Genomic DNA, 14382 nt, shown 5'->3' with positions numbered 1-14382 from the left:
GCCGCCGCCCACCGGCTACGAAGATGCATGGTTGTCCTGATGAGGCTTGAGCCGCTCGCCTGCTTGCGGGTCGGGCTCAAAGCTGCCCCCGGGCGGAAGTTCGAATTTGTGTCCCATCGCGTCGTAGGCAGGGTCTTGTTGATCGCCATCGCGCGAACGCATGCTGCTGCGCAAATAGCGGTTGCGGTGATCGTGGCGCGGCAGAAAACGCGCCAACTCGGTCAGTGCCATTTCATAGACGCCGCGCTTGAATTCCACGACGACATCCAAAGGCACCCAGTAGTCGTTCCAGCGCCAGGCATCGAACTCTGGATGGTTGGTGGCACGCAGGTTCAGATCCCAGTCGTGGCCGACCAGCTGCAGCAGATACCAGATCTGCTTCTGCCCTTTGTAGTGGCCGCGTGCATCGCGGCGGATGAAGCGGTCCGGCACCTCATAGCGCAACCAGTCTCGGGTCCGGGCAACCACACGAACGTGTTCGGGCCGCAGCCCCACTTCTTCGTGCAATTCGCGGAACATGGCCTGCTCTGGTGACTCGCCCCGATCGATGCCGCCCTGCGGGAACTGCCACGAGTGCGTGCGGATGCGCTTGCCCCAAAAAACCTGATTTCTCTGGTTGAGCAGGACGATGCCGACGTTGGGCCTGAAGCCTTCCCGGTCAAGCATAATCAAACCCCAATTTTTATAACTGAAACCATTATGCACAGCGCTGCCTGTGCATCAAGCGGCAACCCTCTGCCACCGGTTTCAGGTCGACATTCCCCACCCGCCAGAACCTCGCCCATGAAAGCGTCCCAGTTCCTGATTTCCACGCTCAAAGAAGCGCCCACTGACGCCGAAGTCGTCAGCCATCAGCTGATGATCCGCGCCGGCATGATCAAGAAGCTCGGCGCTGGCATCTACACCTACATGCCGATGGGGCTGCGCGTCATCCGCAAGGTGGAAGCCATCGTGCGCGAGGAAATGAACCGCGCCGGTGCGATCGAGATGTCCATGCCGGTCGTCCAGCCCGCAGAGTTCTGGCAAGAGACGGGCCGCTTCGACAAGATGGGGCCTGAGCTGCTGCGCATCAAGGACAGGCACGACCGTGATTTTGTCGTGCAGCCCACCAGCGAAGAGGTGGTGACCGACATCGCCCGGCAGGAACTGCGCAGCTACAAGCAGCTGCCCAAGAATTTCTACCAGATACAGACCAAGTTCCGTGATGAGCGGCGCCCGCGCTTCGGGTTGATGCGCGGGCGCGAGTTCACGATGAAGGACGCCTACAGCTTTGACCGCGACCCGCCGGCCGCCAAGGAGAGCTACCGCGTCATGGCGCAGGCTTACCGCTCCATCTTCGACCGGTTCGGCCTGCGTTACCGCGCCGTCGCGGCCGACAGTGGTGCCATCGGCGGGGATTTGAGCGAAGAGTTCCAGGTGATCGCTGCGACCGGGGAAGACGCGATCGTCTACTGCCCGGACAGCGACTACGCCGCCAACATGGAAAAGGCCGAGTCGCTGGCGCCGGCGCAGGCGCGCGGCGCCGCCACCCAGCCGTTGACGAAGACGCCGACGCCCGGCAAGGCGACCTGCGCCGATGTGGCCGAGCTACTGAATGTGCCGCTGGATACCACCGTCAAGTCGCTGGTGCTGGCGACCGACGTGCTGGACGCGGCGGGTTCCGTGACGGGCGCGAAAGTCTGGTTGCTGCTGCTGCGCGGCGACCACGACATGAACGAGATCAAGGTCGGCAAGGTGCCGGGCCTGGACAAGGGCTTCCGCTTTGCCACGCTGCCCGAGATCGAGGCGCACTTCGGCTGCAAGCCGGGCTATCTGGGCCCACTGAACTTGTTGCAGCCGGTGGCGCTGGTTGTGGACCGCGAGGTGGCCGTCATGCACGACTGGATCTGTGGCGCCAACGAGGCCGACTTTCACATGACCGGTGTGAACTGGGGCCGTGATCTGCCCGAGCCGGACTTGATCGCCGATCTGCGCAACGTGGTCGCCGGAGACCCGTCGCCGGACGGCAAGGGGCTGTTGGCGATCGAACGTGGCATCGAGGTCGGCCATGTGTTCTACCTGGGCACCAAGTATTCCAAGGCCATGGGCGCCACCTTCCTGGATGTGGCGGGCAAGCCGCAGCATCTCGAAATGGGCTGCTACGGCATCGGCATCACGCGGCTGCCGGCAGCGGCCATCGAACAGAACCACGATGCGCGCGGCATCATCTGGCCCGACGCGATTGCACCGTTCACGGTGGCCGTCTGCCCGATCGGGCCGGACCGCAGCCCCGACGTCAAGGCCGCAGCCGAGGCGCTGTACGCGGATCTGTTGGCCGCAGGCGTGGATGTGATCCTGGACGACCGGGGCGAGCGCCCTGGCGCCATGCTGGCCGACTGGGAACTGATCGGCGTGCCACACCGCGTGGTGATCGGCGACAAAGCTTTGAAGGACGGTCAGGTCGAGTACCAGCACCGTCGCGACGCGGCCGCCACGCGTGTCGCTTCCGCAGACATCGCTGCCTTCGTAAAAATGCGACTTTCCGGGTCATCCAGCGCCGCCACTTGAAGACACCTGCCGCATCCTCTGCCGGGCCGATCTCTCGGCGCACCGCCATCGTCCAGGTGGCGGCCGGCGCAGGGCTGATTGGGCAGATCGGCCAGGCCCATGCAGGCGGCCAGCTCGAAGAGCCCCTCGTGGATTCGGTGCGCAGCGCCCTGAGCTCTGCGGTCCACAACCAGGCGCCGCCCGTCCCGGAGTTCGTCGACACTGCGGCGCGCCTGGCCTACCTGCGCTGGCTCGCCGCCAGCAGCCAGCGCCTGCAGCGGCGCAAGCCCGAGTGGAGCGTGCGCAAGGAGTTTCTTGAAACCGTCTGGTACGAAAGCCGCCGCGCCGGGCTGGATACCGCGCTCGTGCTCGGCCTGATCGAGGTGGAAAGCAACTTTCGCAAGTTCGCGGTCAGCGTCGCCGGCGCGCGGGGCTACACCCAGGTGATGCCGTTCTGGACGCGCGTGCTGGGCGATGGGGACGCCAGCAAGCTGTTCCACATGCAGACCAACCTGCGCTTTGGCTGCGTCATCCTGCGGCACTACCTGGACCGCGAGCGCGGCGACTTGTTCCTGGGCCTGGGCCGGTACAACGGTTCGCGGGGCCGGGCGCCTTACCCCAACGCGGTGCTGACCGCGCGCGCGCGCTGGGACGTCAGCGCGCAGGGGTAGCGGCCAGCGGCGGGTCGCCCGAGATGCGCGACACCATGACCTGGTCGATCCGGTAGCTGTCCACGTCCAGCACTTCGAAGCGAAAGCCACCCCAGCTCACCGTGTCGGTGCGCCGGGGCACGCGGCGCAACATCACCATCATGAAGCCGGCCAGGGTTTCATACTCCTCGGGGTGCGGCAGCTCGTCCAGCAGCAGCGCACGCTGCACGTCCTGTACCGGCGTGGCACCGTCGATCAGCCAGGAGTTCTCGTCGCGCTTGACGATCTGCTCCTCGTCCAGCGGGTAGGCCACCAGCTCGCCCATGACCGTGCTCATGACATCGTTCAGCGTCACGACCCCGACCACCATGCTGTATTCGTTGACGATCACGGCGAAGTCTTCGTGCACCAGCCGGAACTGGTCCAGCACCTCGGTCAGGGTCAGGCGGTCGGGCACCACCAGCACCTTACGCACCAGCGCGTCATCGCGCAGCGAGATCGACTGATTGTTCAGCACGCGCTGGAATAGGTCTTTGGCGTCTACATAGCCGACCACATGGTCGATGTCGATCTCGCAGACCGGGTAAGTCGAGAACGGTTCGGCCGCGATGCGCAGCCGGATTACCTCATCGGGCTCGTCGCGGCGGAAGTACGCGACACGGTCGCGGTGCGTCATGGCACTGGAGACAGTGCGCGTGTCCAGCTCGAAAACATTGGCGATGACCTGCTGCTCGCGCGCGGCCAACGCACCCGAGCGCGCACCGGCCTCGGCCATGGCCAGGATGTCATCGGATGTGATGCGGTCATCGCGCTGCGTAGGCAGGTCGAACAGCTTGAACAGACCGTCCGCCGTGCGGCTGTAGATCCAGACCACCGGCTTGAACAGCGACATGCACGCCTGCATCGGCTTGACCACGCGCACGGCAAGGGCTTCGGGCTGGGTCATGCCCAGGCGCTTCGGGAACAGATCAGCGAACAGAATGAACAGCGATGTCGTGACCAGGAAGGACAGCAGGAACCCCGCCGTCGAGGCCTGCGGTTCGTCCAGCTCCAACCAGCGCCACAGATCGGCGAACAAAGGGCTCATGGCGCCCTCGCCGACGATGCCGCCCAGGATGGCAACCGCGTTCTGGCCGATCTGGACCACGGTGAAATAGTGGCCCGGCTGCTCCTGGATCTTCATGACCAAACCGGCCCGCGCATCGCCCTCATCGGCCATCTGGCGCAAGCGCAAACGGCGCGACGCCGCCAGGGAAATTTCGGCGATGGAGAGGAACGCGCTGGTCACGATCAGCGCGAACACGAGCAGCAGACTGGTCGAGAGGCTCAGTGGACAAACCCCATGCGCGTCTTGTTTGACGGTGGCCGCGGCAGGTCGTCAACGCGGATTGCGTCGCGGCCGTCCAGCCGGGCATTGCCGAAGCCCGTCATCAAGGCGCGGCGCATCTCGCGCGGTGCCTGTTCAGCCAGCATGTCCAGCACATCGGGCTGCGGCTCGGGGTCGAAGCGCGACCCCCAGCCATGCTCGGCGCGGATCGACGTGTAGAGCTGGCCGGCGATCTGGCGCGCCTGCGCTGGCGTGGGCGCCGGGATGTTGAACACGTTCATGCGGTTCAGGATGGGCTCGGGAATGGCGCGCTCGTCGTTGGCAGTGGTGATCCAGATCACCTGGCTCGCGTCGATCGCCACCTCGGCGAACTCGTCGACGAAATTCTGCGCCGTGTCGTGTTCCAGCAGGCTGTAGAGGGCGCCGAGCGGATCGTACTGAGCGTCGGTGCCGGCCTTGTCGATTTCATCGACCACCAGCACCGGGTTGGCGTACTGCCCATCGACCAGCGCCTCGAACACTTTGCCCGGCTTGGCGCCTTTCCATTGCGAGGAAGCCCCGGAGAGCAGCCAGCCCGCCGTCATCGAACTCATGGGCAACAGGTTCATGCCGGTGCCAAGCAGTTCGGCCAGCTTTCGGGCGAAGTGCGTCTTGCCGATGCCCGGCGGGCCCAGCAGCAGCATGGGCGTGACTTCCAGGCCATCGGGGCTGTATTGGGAAAGGGCCACGTGGCGGCGCACGTCATCCAACGCTTCGGTGAAATTGGGCAAAGTTTGGTACAGCGACGCCATCTCGGGGATGCCGGACGGCTTGACCTGGAAGCGCTCGGGGCCACGTTCGAGCATGCGCTCGTAAGTGCTGCGCAAGTGCTCCTGGTCCTTCGCAGGCAGCTTGGCCAGCTTGCGCTCCACATCCTGGGGTGTGAAGACGCAGCGCATGCTGGCGACCGGCAGATGAAACGGGGCAGGCGTCGGATAAGTAGCGCGCGATTCCATCGAAGCTCCTTGTGAGAGGGACAGAATCATTTCAGCACAAGCCGTGCCAGGCAGCTGTCAGCAGGGCGAGACAGTCACTCGGCTGTCGTGCCCAGAACCTGACGCAATTCACCGGACTCGTACATCTCCATCATGATGTCCGAGCCGCCGACGAACTCACCCTTCACATAGAGCTGCGGGATCGTCGGCCAGTTGCTGAACTCCTTGATGCCCTGGCGGATCTCGGCGTCGTCCAGCACGTTGACAGTTTTCACGTTCTTCGGGTCCACACCGCAGGCCTTCAGCACCTGGATGGCACGGCCAGAAAAGCCGCACATCGGGAAACTGGCGCTGCCCTTCATGAACAGCAGGATGTCGTTGGACTTCACCAGATCGGCGATGCGTTGTTGGGTGTCGCTCATGGGGATTCCTTTGCCGGCACAGGGCCGATGTCACATAAAACTGGGCGCGATTATCCCGCGATCGGCCATTGCCCGCCGGAGCAGCGCGCCACGCCCGCGAGGTCGTAGCGGCTTTGGACATTGGCGAAGCCCGCGCCTGTGAGCAGGGTGCAGACGGCGTTTGCCTGGTCGTGCCCGTGCTCCAGCAGCAGCCAGCCGCCGGGCACCAGATGAGCACCCGACTGGGCGACGATGGTGCGTAGGTCGTCCAGCCCGTCCACACCGGCCACCAGGGCCTCGGCCGGCTCATGCACCAGCGCCGGCAAGTGCGGGTCGGCCACTGCGATATAGGGCGGGTTGGAGAGGATCAGGTCGAAGCGCCCCGCCATGCCCTCCAGCCAGTTGCCTTGCACAAAGCCCACATCCAGACCCAGCCGCGCCGCGTTGGCCCGCGCCACGGCCAGCGCGTCGGCACTGCGGTCGACCGCCTTCACCTGTGCGTCGGCGCGCGCGTGTCGCAAGGCCAGCGCGATGGCGCCGCTGCCGGTACCCAGGTCCACCACGGTGGCCCCGGCGGGCATGCAGTCAAGCGCCCATTGCACCAGCGTCTCGGTGTCCGGGCGCGGCACCAGCACGCGCGCGTCTACCGCCAGGTCCAGGCCGAAGAATTCCTTGCGGCCGAGCAGATAGGCCACCGGTTCGCCCTGCAGCCGGCGTTCACAGGCCGCCAGAAAGCGCTCGGCCAGGGCGACGTCCATCACGTCGGTGTCGTGCGCCAGCAGCCAGGCGCGCTCGTGTGGATTGCGCCCCAGCGCGTGCAGCAGCAGCAATTGGGCGTCGAGCCGGTCGATACCGCGTCCGGCAGCGTGCTGCAGGGCCTGGGCGAGCGACGCCGGGGTCACGCCGGGCTGCCGACTTCGAGCTCGGCCAGTTGTTCTGCCGCCCGCGCGGCCAGCAGCGCCTGCACCACGTCGTCCAGGTCGCCTTCCATGATGACGCCCAGCTTGTAGAGCGTGAGGTTGATGCGGTGGTCGGTCAACCGGCCCTGCGGGAAGTTGTAGGTGCGGATGCGGTCGCTGCGGTCGCCGCTGCCGATCAGGCCTTTGCGCTCAGCCGCGTCCTTGGCGGCGCGCTCGCTGCGTTCCTTCTCCTGGATGCGGGCCTGCAGCACCTGCAGCGCCTTGGCCTTGTTGCGGTGCTGCGAGCGGTCGTCCTGGCATTCCGCCACGATGCCGGTGGGCAGGTGGGTCACGCGCACCGCCGAGTCGGTCTTGTTGATGTGCTGGCCACCGGCGCCGCTGGCGCGGTAGGTGTCGATGCGCAGATCGGCCGGGTTGATCGTGACGGCCTGGGCCTCGTCAGGCTCGGCCAACACCGCCACCGTGCAGGCGCTGGTGTGGATCCGGCCTTGCGTCTCGGTAGCCGGCACGCGCTGCACGCGGTGCCCGCCGGATTCGAAGCGCAGGCTGCCGTAGACGTTGTCGCCGTCCACACGCAGCACGACTTCCTTGTAGCCGCCCAACTCGCTGGGCGAGTCGCTGATCAACTCCGTCTTCCAGCCGCGGCGTTCGGCGTAGCGGGTGTACATGCGCAGCAGGTCGCCGGCAAACAGCGCGGATTCGTCGCCGCCGGTGCCAGCGCGGATTTCCACGAACGCCGGCCGCGCATCGTCCGGGTCCTTGGGCAGCAGCATGCGTTGCAGTTCTTCTTCCAGCTTGTGCAGCTCGGCCTGCGCGCTGGCGATTTCCTCCTGCGCCATGTCAGCCATCTCCGGGTCGGCCAGCATGCCCTGGGCTGCGGCCAGGTCGGATGCACGCTGCTCGTGACGAGCGAAGCGGCCAGCCAACTGGGCCACGTCCGCATGCTCGCGCGACAGCAGCATGAATTGCTTCATGTCGGCCATGATGTCCTGGCGCGACAGGAGGAAGTCCAGCTCGGCGAGGCGAAACGCATAGCGTTCGAGTTGTTGGCGAAGAAAGGGCTTCAAGACGGGTTCCGGTGAGGGGGCGCCATGGCGGGCGCAGATGAGAAAGCCCGGCAGGCGGGCGAGGGCGGCGGCAGGTCGCCGCTAGCGCTCTTTGCGCAAGAACAGGCGGGAGATGGCCTGGGCGGCCTGATCACGCGCGGCACTGTCGCCGGTGTGCAGTTCGGCCATGGCGCCGTGCAGCATCTTTTGCGTCAAGCCCTTGGACAGCGCTTCGAGCACCGCGTCCACATCGTCGCCACGGGACAGCAGCTTGCGCGCGCGGGCCAATTCGGCCTGGCGCCAGGCGTCGGCCTGGGTATTGAGTTGGCGGATCAACGGCACGACGCCATGCACCGGGTCGCGCTGGCCCACCCAATGCAGAAAGCTCTGCACGCCGGCATCGATGATGACTTCTGCCTCGGCCACGGCCGCCTGGCGCTGGGCCTGGCCGGTCTGCACCACGCTGGCCAGATCGTCCACGGTGTAGAGGTAGACGTCTTCCAGGGCCTTGACCTCGGGTTCGATGTCGCGCGGCACCGCCAGGTCGACCATGAACATGGGCCGGTGCTTGCGCCGCTTGAGCGCGCGTTCGACAGCGCCCAGGCCAATGATGGGCAATGTGCTGGCCGTGCAGCTGACCACGGCGTCGAACTCGTGCAATCGGGCCGGCACGTCGGCTAAACGCATGACTTCGGCGCCGAAGCGGCTGGCGACCTTTTCGCCGCGCTCCAGCGTGCGGTTGGCAATCGCCATGGATTTGGGCCGCTTGGCTGCGAAGTGCGTGGCCGCCAGTTCGATCATCTCGCCGGCGCCAACGAACAGCACGCGCACCTCGCCCAGGTCTTCGAACAGCTGCGCGGCCAGCCGCACCGCAGCAGCGGCCATGCTGATGGAGTGCGCGCCGATCTCGGTGGCGGTGCGCACCTCTTTGGCGACGGCGAACGAGCGCTGGAACAGCTGGTTCAGCGTGGTGCCCAATGCACCAGCCTCGTCGGCCACGCGCACGGCATCCTTCATCTGGCCGAGGATCTGCGCCTCACCCAGCACCATGGAATCGAGCCCGCTGGCCACGCGGAACACATGGCGGGCGGCCAGGCCGTCGTGCAGCATGTAGGCGTGCGAGCGCAGCAGCGCCGGCGACACGCCGCCGGTGTGCGCCATCCAGTCGACCGTGTGCTCCACGGCCTGCTCGTCGCCGGCGCAGTAGATCTCGGTACGGTTGCAGGTGGAGATGATGGCCGCCTCGGGCAGGCGGGTGACCGGGCCGGACAGGGCCGACCGCAGCCCGTGCAGCGTGGGCGCGATCTGGTCCAGGGCGAACGCGAACCGCCCGCGCAGGTCGAGCGGGGCTGTCGTGTGGTTGATGCCTAGGGCCCAGACTGCCATGGAGCGCGATTATAAAATCCAGCCCCCGCCGACGTCGCTTGACCTGCATCAAGTCCTTCGCTTGTCCTCCATCTGGCCTCGAATTTCATGGATGTTGTTGCCCTGTTGCTGCATGTGCTGGCGTTTGTGATGCCTGCCGTCTGCGTGGCCCTGTGCACGACGCTGGCGGCACGCTGGGGGGCCGGCCGGGCCGGTGCACAGCGCTGGTGGGTGCAATGGGCCGTGTCCAGCGCCGCTGGCAGCGCTGCGCTGCTGGCCGCGTTGTGGGCCTTGGGCCGTGACGGCACGGTGGCCGGCTACGCGGCGCTGGTGGTGTGCTGCGCCACGCTGGGCTGGCTGCTGTCCAGGCGCCGCGGCTGATCTACAGCAGATCGTGGTGCGTGCGGCCGAACTGCAAGGCCTGCACGCACTGACGCCAGGGCTCGTCGGCCTGCGTGATCAGGAAACCGTAGGCGCCGTAGTCGTCGTAGCGCCGGGCCCGCATGATGGTGGTCTGCACGACCGACTGTTCGTCAGTGCCCAGATGCACGACGACACGCCCGGTTGCCTTGAGCGGCAACTCTTCCCGCGCGTGTGCTTGAAAGCCTTCGTTGGACACGTCCACTACCTGCAGATCCACCAAACGGCGCTGACCGTCGATCTCGATCTCCAGCCGGCCCTTGCACTTCAGTGAAAAGCGCGGGTGCCGGCGCAGTACGTCCGATGGCGCCGGTGTCTGGTCCTGCGGCGGCAGTACGTGCTGGTACTCCGGCAGGTCGTAGATTTCGTGCAGCATGGCCCGCTTGCGTGCGTCCAGCCCCGCAAAGCCCTGGGTCTTGCGGTTGAAGAAATGGTCCAGCAACTCGGCCGTCATGACCGGGTCGTTGGTGGTGTAGTAGCGGCGTGCCGGCAGCTGGATGTTGGGCAGCTCCATGCGGAAGAAGTAGTGGTGCAGGCTCTTGCGCGGCGGCTTGCCGGCATACACCTGGGCGAACAGGGCGTCAGCCTGGCTCAGATCGAGCGTCGCGCCCACAGCCGGCGCGCCGTTGGCGAAGTCGTAGGCCGAGACCGTCTTCTGCGGCAGCCGGCGGAACGACAGCAGCGACTCGTAGAGCTCGATGTGGTACGGGTTGACCGCGATCACCAGGTGGCGCGTGTCGAAGAAGCGCGTGCAGTAGGCGTGCATGAACTTCATCAGCGGGAACAGGATGGCGCCGCCGGTCTTGCGGTGTTTGGGGTGCACCGCCAGCGCCGACACCTCGGCGATCTGGCCGCGCTCGGCCTCCACGCTGGACAGGTCGAATACCGCCTGCAGCGGAAAGCCGAGCGGGCTCTGGCGGATCAGCGAGATCGTGCCGACGACCTCATCGTCGTACTTGGCGCACAGCGTGGTGGTGGTGGGCAGCGCGTGGTAAATGGTCGCGCGCATGCCGGACGGGTCAGGCTTCATGAAGCCCACGGCGACGTAGGCGTCGTGCAGCAGCCGGAAGCAGGCTTCCAACTCCTCTTGGGTGTCGGCAATCTTCAGCGTCAGTCGCGGGTCAGGAGCGGGGTCGCACTCGACGAACGAGCGCGCCACCGCAAACCGCGCCGATTGCGGCAGAAAGCCGATCGCCTGGCGCAGGCCCTTGTGGAACGCGCGCCGCGTTCGCGAGAGCAGGGTCTGGGACTTGGGTCGGGACATGGTGCTCTCCTTGGGCGCGGTTGCAGGCGCTTCAACGGCCGGGCAGATGGGCTTCGATCAGATGCCCGGCGATCGACAGGCCGCGCGGCGGGATCGGCGGCAACTCGTCACCGGGCCCGAACCAGCGGGCCTCGGCAATTTCGTGCTCGTCCAGACGGATGTCGCCGCCTGCGTACTCAGCGGTGAAGGCAACCATCAGCGAATGCGGAAACGGCCAGGACTGGCTGGCAAAGTAGCGCAGATCGGTCACCTGCAGGCCCACCTCTTCGAACACTTCGCGGTGGATGGCGTCCTCGATGGATTCGCCCGCTTCCAGAAAGCCCGCCAGCGCCGTATAGAACTGCGTTGCCGTCTGGCGGTGCCGCGCCAGCAGGATTTCGGGCCCGCGCCGCACCAGCACCATCATGGCCGGTGAGATGCGCGGGTAGGCCATGTGGCCGCAGGCCGGGCAGCGCATGCAGCGCTCGCCGGCTACGTGGGTCGTCGGCCCGCCGCAGGCGCCGCAGAAGCGGTGGGTGCGCGCCCATTCGGCGATCTGCCAGGCGCGCCCTGCGACGGCGAGCAGCGCTTCGTCCATGCGGCCGAACAGCGAGCGCAGCTTGCACGTCTGGTGGCCGCCGGGCGCCGCCGTGCCCTGCGGCAGCCACGCCACCTGGCAGTAGGCATCGCCCAGCATGCCGATCGGCAGGAAGTGTGCGGAATCCAGCCCCAGCCCCGCCAGGGCGTAGGCGTCGGGCAGCGCCAGATCCGATTCGCCGACCACCATTTCGTCGCCACAGAACACGAAGCTCTGCACGAAGGGGTGCTCACGGGCCGCCAGGAGCGGCGAGAACGAACCGGGCGTTTGCAGCATGGTGACCGGGCGCGAAGCCCGCAAAGCGGTTGGGGAGCCGATGCTACCGCCGCGCGGCGCCTCGTCAGAGCGCGAGAACCAGGGGAAAGCGCGCCAGTTGCCCGTCAGTTCCCGGCGTGAAGTCCACCGTCAACGCCTGGCGCTCGTCGGCATCGAGCCTGCGCCACAGCATGTCGCGCGCATTGCCGGGCTCGCCCGCCACATACAGCTGGGTCGTCAGCAATTCGCGCTGGCCGAGCCGCACTTTCACGTGGATGTGCGGCGTGCGGCCGGTGTAGGGCGCCGGGCGGATGGTGCGAAACCGGTAGCTGCCGTCGGCTGCGACCGCGACCCGGCCGAAGCCCTGGAACGCCGGGTCCTGCCGGTCGCCATCGCCCGGGTGGGCGTAGTGGCCCTGCTCGTCGCACTGCCAGATCTCCACCTGTGCGCCGCGGACCGGCCGGCCAGCGAGGTCTTGGACCGTGCCATCCAGCCAGACCGGCTGGCCGCGCGTATAGCGCAAAGCGCCGTTGCGCAGCAGGTCGGCGTCCGCATCGGCCGGCAGGCGCACGGGGTAGAACGGGCCTTCGGTCTGGGCCGGTGTGGCGCGCCGTGGCACGGCTGGCTGAGCCCGGGCGCTGCGCCACACGGACGGGAAGGCCAGCATGGCGGCGGCGGACGCGAGGGAGTGGCGGCGGGTCGGCATGGAGGCCAGAACCGGGAGCGGGCGCGCAAGTTCCGGTCGGTCAGAGGAACAGCGCCTCGAAGCCGTCGATCGGCTCGAAGCGCTTGTTGTTCCAGCGCAGCCGGGTCGGCCCCAGCATGGCGCGTTCCTGCACCGGGTGGCAGGCGTCGCCCGGGTAGCACACCACACGCGTGCCGCCGTCTTCCAGGCTCTCGGGCTGGATCAGCGGCGGGCGGACGGCGCGCGCGGCGTCCAGCGCCGCCTCCACGCTGGCGAAGCGCGACAGCTGCGCCAGCGTCATGATCTGCGGTGGGGCCAAGTCGATGGTGCCGTCCCAGTACCGCTGCAGCGCGGCGCGCGGCGCCAGCCACACGCTTTCGGTGGTCTCGTAGTCGTCATGCCGCGCCACCTGTTCGGGCGCCACGGCGGCCACGAAGAAGCGCGTGTCGAAGCGCTTGTTCATGACCGAGGGCACGCGCGGCGTGATCCACCGCGACCAGGGCACCAGCCGGCGTGTCTGCAGCCGCAGACCGAGTTGCGCCAGCACCGTGTTGAAGGGCGTGCGGGCCTGCAGCAGGGCGGCGGCCCGGGCAACGTCGGGTTCACCGCCGGCATGGGGCTCGGCCAGCAGCACGCCGGATTCCTCGAACGCCTCGCGCACGGCCGCCACGTACAGGCCGGCGGCGCGCGCGTTGTCCAGCTCGGCGTCGTGCAGGCTGGCGTGCAGGAAGTCGGGCGTCTGGTCCAGGTGCAGCGCGGTGTCGAGTTCGACGTCCGCCGCGTCGAGCTTGCCGCCCGGGAACACGTAGGCCCCACCCAACACGTCGGACGCGCCATGGCGGCGCATCAGCAGCACCTCGGGCCCGGCGCCGATGTCGCGCAGCATGACGACCGTGGCGGCGTGGCGTGGCGGCGTGTCGATGGGGTGCAGGTTCAGTTCCATGGCGGCTCCGTGTCTCCAGTAAAGTCGTGCGGCTTTGGGGCGCGCGCATGAGGCTAACAGAGCCGCACCGCGCACGCTGTCGCGAAGTTTTCAACTGCAAGGGGACATCGATGGGACTGGATTTCAAGGGCCGCGTGGCCATCGTCACGGGCGCCGGCGGCGGGCTGGGCCGGCAGCACGCGCTGGCCTTGGCCGCGCGTGGCGCCAGGGTGATGGTGAACGACCTGGGCGGCGCGCGCGACGGCAGCGGCGGCTCGGTCAGCGCGGCGCAGGCTGTGGCCGACGAGATCATCGCCGCTGGCGGGGAAGCGCTGGCCAACGGCGCTTCGGTGACCGATTTCGAGGCCGTGCAGGCGATGGTGCTGCAGGCCGCGCAGGCCTGGGGCAGGGTCGACATCCTGGTCAACAACGCCGGCATCCTGCGCGACAAGAGTTTTGCCAAGATGGAACTGGCCGACTTCCGGCTGGTGATGGACGTGCACCTGATGGGCGCCGTGCACTGCTGCAAGGCCGTATGGCCCCTGATGATCGAGCAGAAGTACGGCCGCATCGTGATGACGAGTTCTTCGTCCGGCCTGTACGGCAATTTCGGCCAGGCCAACTACGGCGCGGCCAAGATGGCGCTGGTCGGCCTGATGCAGACGCTGTCGATCGAAGGCGCCAAGCACGGCATCCATGTCAACTGCCTGGCCCCCACGGCCGCCACGCGCATGACGGAAGGGCTGATGCCGCAAGCCGTGCTGGACGCGCTGCAGCCCGAGGCCGTGGTACCGGCCATGCTGGTGCTGGCGGCCGAGAGCGCGCCCAGCCGCGCCATCCTGTGTGCGGGCGCCGGCTCGTTCGAGGCGGCCCATGTCACGCTGACCCAGGGCCAATGGGTTGGTGTCGATGACGAGGCCGACGAGCGCCTGGCCCACCAGCTCGATGCCGTGCGCGACCGCCAGGGCGAAACCGTGCCGTTGAGTGGCAGCGAGCAGGGCACGCTGGAGGTCGGCCGCGCGATGCAGCGCGCCACGCGCTAAAGGCATG

General features: G+C 67.3%; 15 protein-coding genes. 4 read left to right on the top strand and 11 right to left on the bottom strand.

Annotation, left to right across the window (positions count from 1 at the left end; genetic code table 11):
• Positions 1–15: 15 nt before the first annotated feature.
• Entirely contained in the window at positions 16–666 is a 651-nt protein-coding gene (locus AC099J_RS11115; RefSeq protein ID WP_479615472.1) for an RNA pyrophosphohydrolase, read from the bottom strand.
• Positions 667–783: 117 nt separating this feature from the next.
• On the opposite strand from AC099J_RS11115, the gene AC099J_RS11110 reads away from it, so the two are divergent.
• Positions 784–2547 carry a proline--tRNA ligase gene (locus AC099J_RS11110; RefSeq protein WP_479615298.1) on the top strand — a complete coding sequence of 588 codons (1764 nt, stop codon included), beginning with the start codon at positions 784–786 and terminating at the stop codon, positions 2545–2547.
• Positions 2548–2594: 47 nt separating this feature from the next.
• Positions 2595–3197 (top strand): lytic transglycosylase domain-containing protein, encoded by a 603-nt coding sequence (locus AC099J_RS11105; RefSeq protein WP_479615471.1) that lies wholly within the window; start codon positions 2595–2597, stop codon positions 3195–3197.
• Here AC099J_RS11105 and paeA read toward each other — a convergent pair.
• The 6 genes from paeA to hemA all read right to left on the bottom strand — a co-directional run bounded on the left by paeA (position 3181) and on the right by hemA (position 9230).
• Complete coding sequence (gene paeA, locus AC099J_RS11100; protein ID WP_479615470.1) at positions 3181–4506, bottom strand: polyamine export protein PaeA; 1326 nt, start codon at positions 4504–4506, stop codon at positions 3181–3183. The genes AC099J_RS11105 and paeA overlap by 17 nt on opposite strands.
• Positions 4503–5498, bottom strand: a complete 996-nt coding sequence (locus AC099J_RS11095; RefSeq protein WP_479615297.1) for an AAA family ATPase — start codon at positions 5496–5498, stop codon at positions 4503–4505. Before AC099J_RS11095 ends, paeA begins: the two co-directional genes overlap by 4 nt.
• Before the next feature lie 74 nt (positions 5499–5572).
• Positions 5573–5899: a Grx4 family monothiol glutaredoxin gene (gene grxD, locus AC099J_RS11090; protein WP_479615296.1), complete on the bottom strand. Its 327-nt coding sequence runs from the start codon at positions 5897–5899 to the stop codon at positions 5573–5575.
• Positions 5900–5949: 50 nt separating this feature from the next.
• Positions 5950–6780, bottom strand: a complete 831-nt coding sequence (gene prmC, locus AC099J_RS11085) for a peptide chain release factor N(5)-glutamine methyltransferase (protein ID WP_479615295.1) — start codon at positions 6778–6780, stop codon at positions 5950–5952.
• A complete protein-coding gene (gene prfA, locus AC099J_RS11080) occupies positions 6777–7865 on the bottom strand; it encodes a peptide chain release factor 1 (protein WP_479615294.1) in 1089 nt (362 codons plus the stop codon). Before prfA ends, prmC begins: the two co-directional genes overlap by 4 nt.
• 81 nt (positions 7866–7946) lie before the next feature.
• The gene (gene hemA / locus AC099J_RS11075) at positions 7947–9230 is read right to left on the bottom strand and encodes a glutamyl-tRNA reductase (RefSeq protein WP_479615293.1); all 1284 of its coding nucleotides are present in this window, start codon (positions 9228–9230) and stop codon (positions 7947–7949) included.
• A gap of 87 nt (positions 9231–9317) precedes the next feature.
• On the opposite strand from hemA, the gene AC099J_RS11070 reads away from it, so the two are divergent.
• Positions 9318–9590 carry a hypothetical protein gene (locus AC099J_RS11070; RefSeq protein WP_479615292.1) on the top strand — a complete coding sequence of 91 codons (273 nt, stop codon included), beginning with the start codon at positions 9318–9320 and terminating at the stop codon, positions 9588–9590.
• Between the two features lies 1 nt (position 9591).
• Here AC099J_RS11070 and AC099J_RS11065 read toward each other — a convergent pair whose 3' ends face one another.
• From AC099J_RS11065 to AC099J_RS11050, 4 genes are all read right to left on the bottom strand, one after another.
• Entirely contained in the window at positions 9592–10893 is a 1302-nt protein-coding gene (locus AC099J_RS11065) for a PilZ domain-containing protein (protein ID WP_479615291.1), read from the bottom strand.
• A 31-nt stretch (positions 10894–10924) separates the two neighbouring features.
• Complete coding sequence (nudC, locus tag AC099J_RS11060) at positions 10925–11746, bottom strand: NAD(+) diphosphatase (protein ID WP_479615290.1); 822 nt, start codon at positions 11744–11746, stop codon at positions 10925–10927.
• Between the two features lie 64 nt (positions 11747–11810).
• Positions 11811–12431, bottom strand: a complete 621-nt coding sequence (locus AC099J_RS11055) for a dioxygenase family protein (RefSeq protein ID WP_479615289.1) — start codon at positions 12429–12431, stop codon at positions 11811–11813.
• Positions 12432–12471: 40 nt separating this feature from the next.
• Positions 12472–13353 (bottom strand): NUDIX hydrolase, encoded by an 882-nt coding sequence (locus tag AC099J_RS11050; protein WP_479615288.1) that lies wholly within the window; start codon positions 13351–13353, stop codon positions 12472–12474.
• Between the two features lie 110 nt (positions 13354–13463).
• Between AC099J_RS11050 and AC099J_RS11045 the strand changes: the two genes are divergently transcribed.
• Complete coding sequence (locus tag AC099J_RS11045) at positions 13464–14375, top strand: SDR family NAD(P)-dependent oxidoreductase (protein ID WP_479615287.1); 912 nt, start codon at positions 13464–13466, stop codon at positions 14373–14375.
• Positions 14376–14382: the final 7 nt, after the last annotated feature.

This window comes from Rhodoferax sp. RT4P68 (assembly GCF_056521305.1).
Note: the sequence above shows the minus strand (reverse complement) of the source record. Positions and strands in the feature narration are given on the sequence as shown.

Bases quoted from the DNA above. Each gene is read 5' to 3' on its own strand.
- AC099J_RS11095 (WP_479615297.1), bottom strand. From the start codon at position 5,498: ATGGAATCGCGCGCTACTTATCCGACGCCTGCCCCGTTTCATCTGCCG.
- nudC (WP_479615290.1), bottom strand. From the start codon at position 11,746: ATGCTGCAAACGCCCGGTTCGTTCTCGCCGCTCCTGGCGGCCCGTGAG.
- AC099J_RS11050 (WP_479615288.1), bottom strand. From the start codon at position 13,353: ATGGAACTGAACCTGCACCCCATCGACACGCCGCCACGCCACGCCGCC.
- AC099J_RS11115 (WP_479615472.1), bottom strand. From the start codon at position 666: ATGCTTGACCGGGAAGGCTTCAGGCCCAACGTCGGCATCGTCCTGCTC.
- hemA (WP_479615293.1), bottom strand. From the start codon at position 9,230: ATGGCAGTCTGGGCCCTAGGCATCAACCACACGACAGCCCCGCTCGAC.
- AC099J_RS11110 (WP_479615298.1), top strand. From the start codon at position 784: ATGAAAGCGTCCCAGTTCCTGATTTCCACGCTCAAAGAAGCGCCCACT.
- AC099J_RS11055 (WP_479615289.1), bottom strand. From the start codon at position 12,431: ATGCCGACCCGCCGCCACTCCCTCGCGTCCGCCGCCGCCATGCTGGCC.
- AC099J_RS11045 (WP_479615287.1), top strand. From the start codon at position 13,464: ATGGGACTGGATTTCAAGGGCCGCGTGGCCATCGTCACGGGCGCCGGC.
- grxD (WP_479615296.1), bottom strand. From the start codon at position 5,899: ATGAGCGACACCCAACAACGCATCGCCGATCTGGTGAAGTCCAACGAC.
- AC099J_RS11070 (WP_479615292.1), top strand. From the start codon at position 9,318: ATGGATGTTGTTGCCCTGTTGCTGCATGTGCTGGCGTTTGTGATGCCT.
- AC099J_RS11065 (WP_479615291.1), bottom strand. From the start codon at position 10,893: ATGTCCCGACCCAAGTCCCAGACCCTGCTCTCGCGAACGCGGCGCGCG.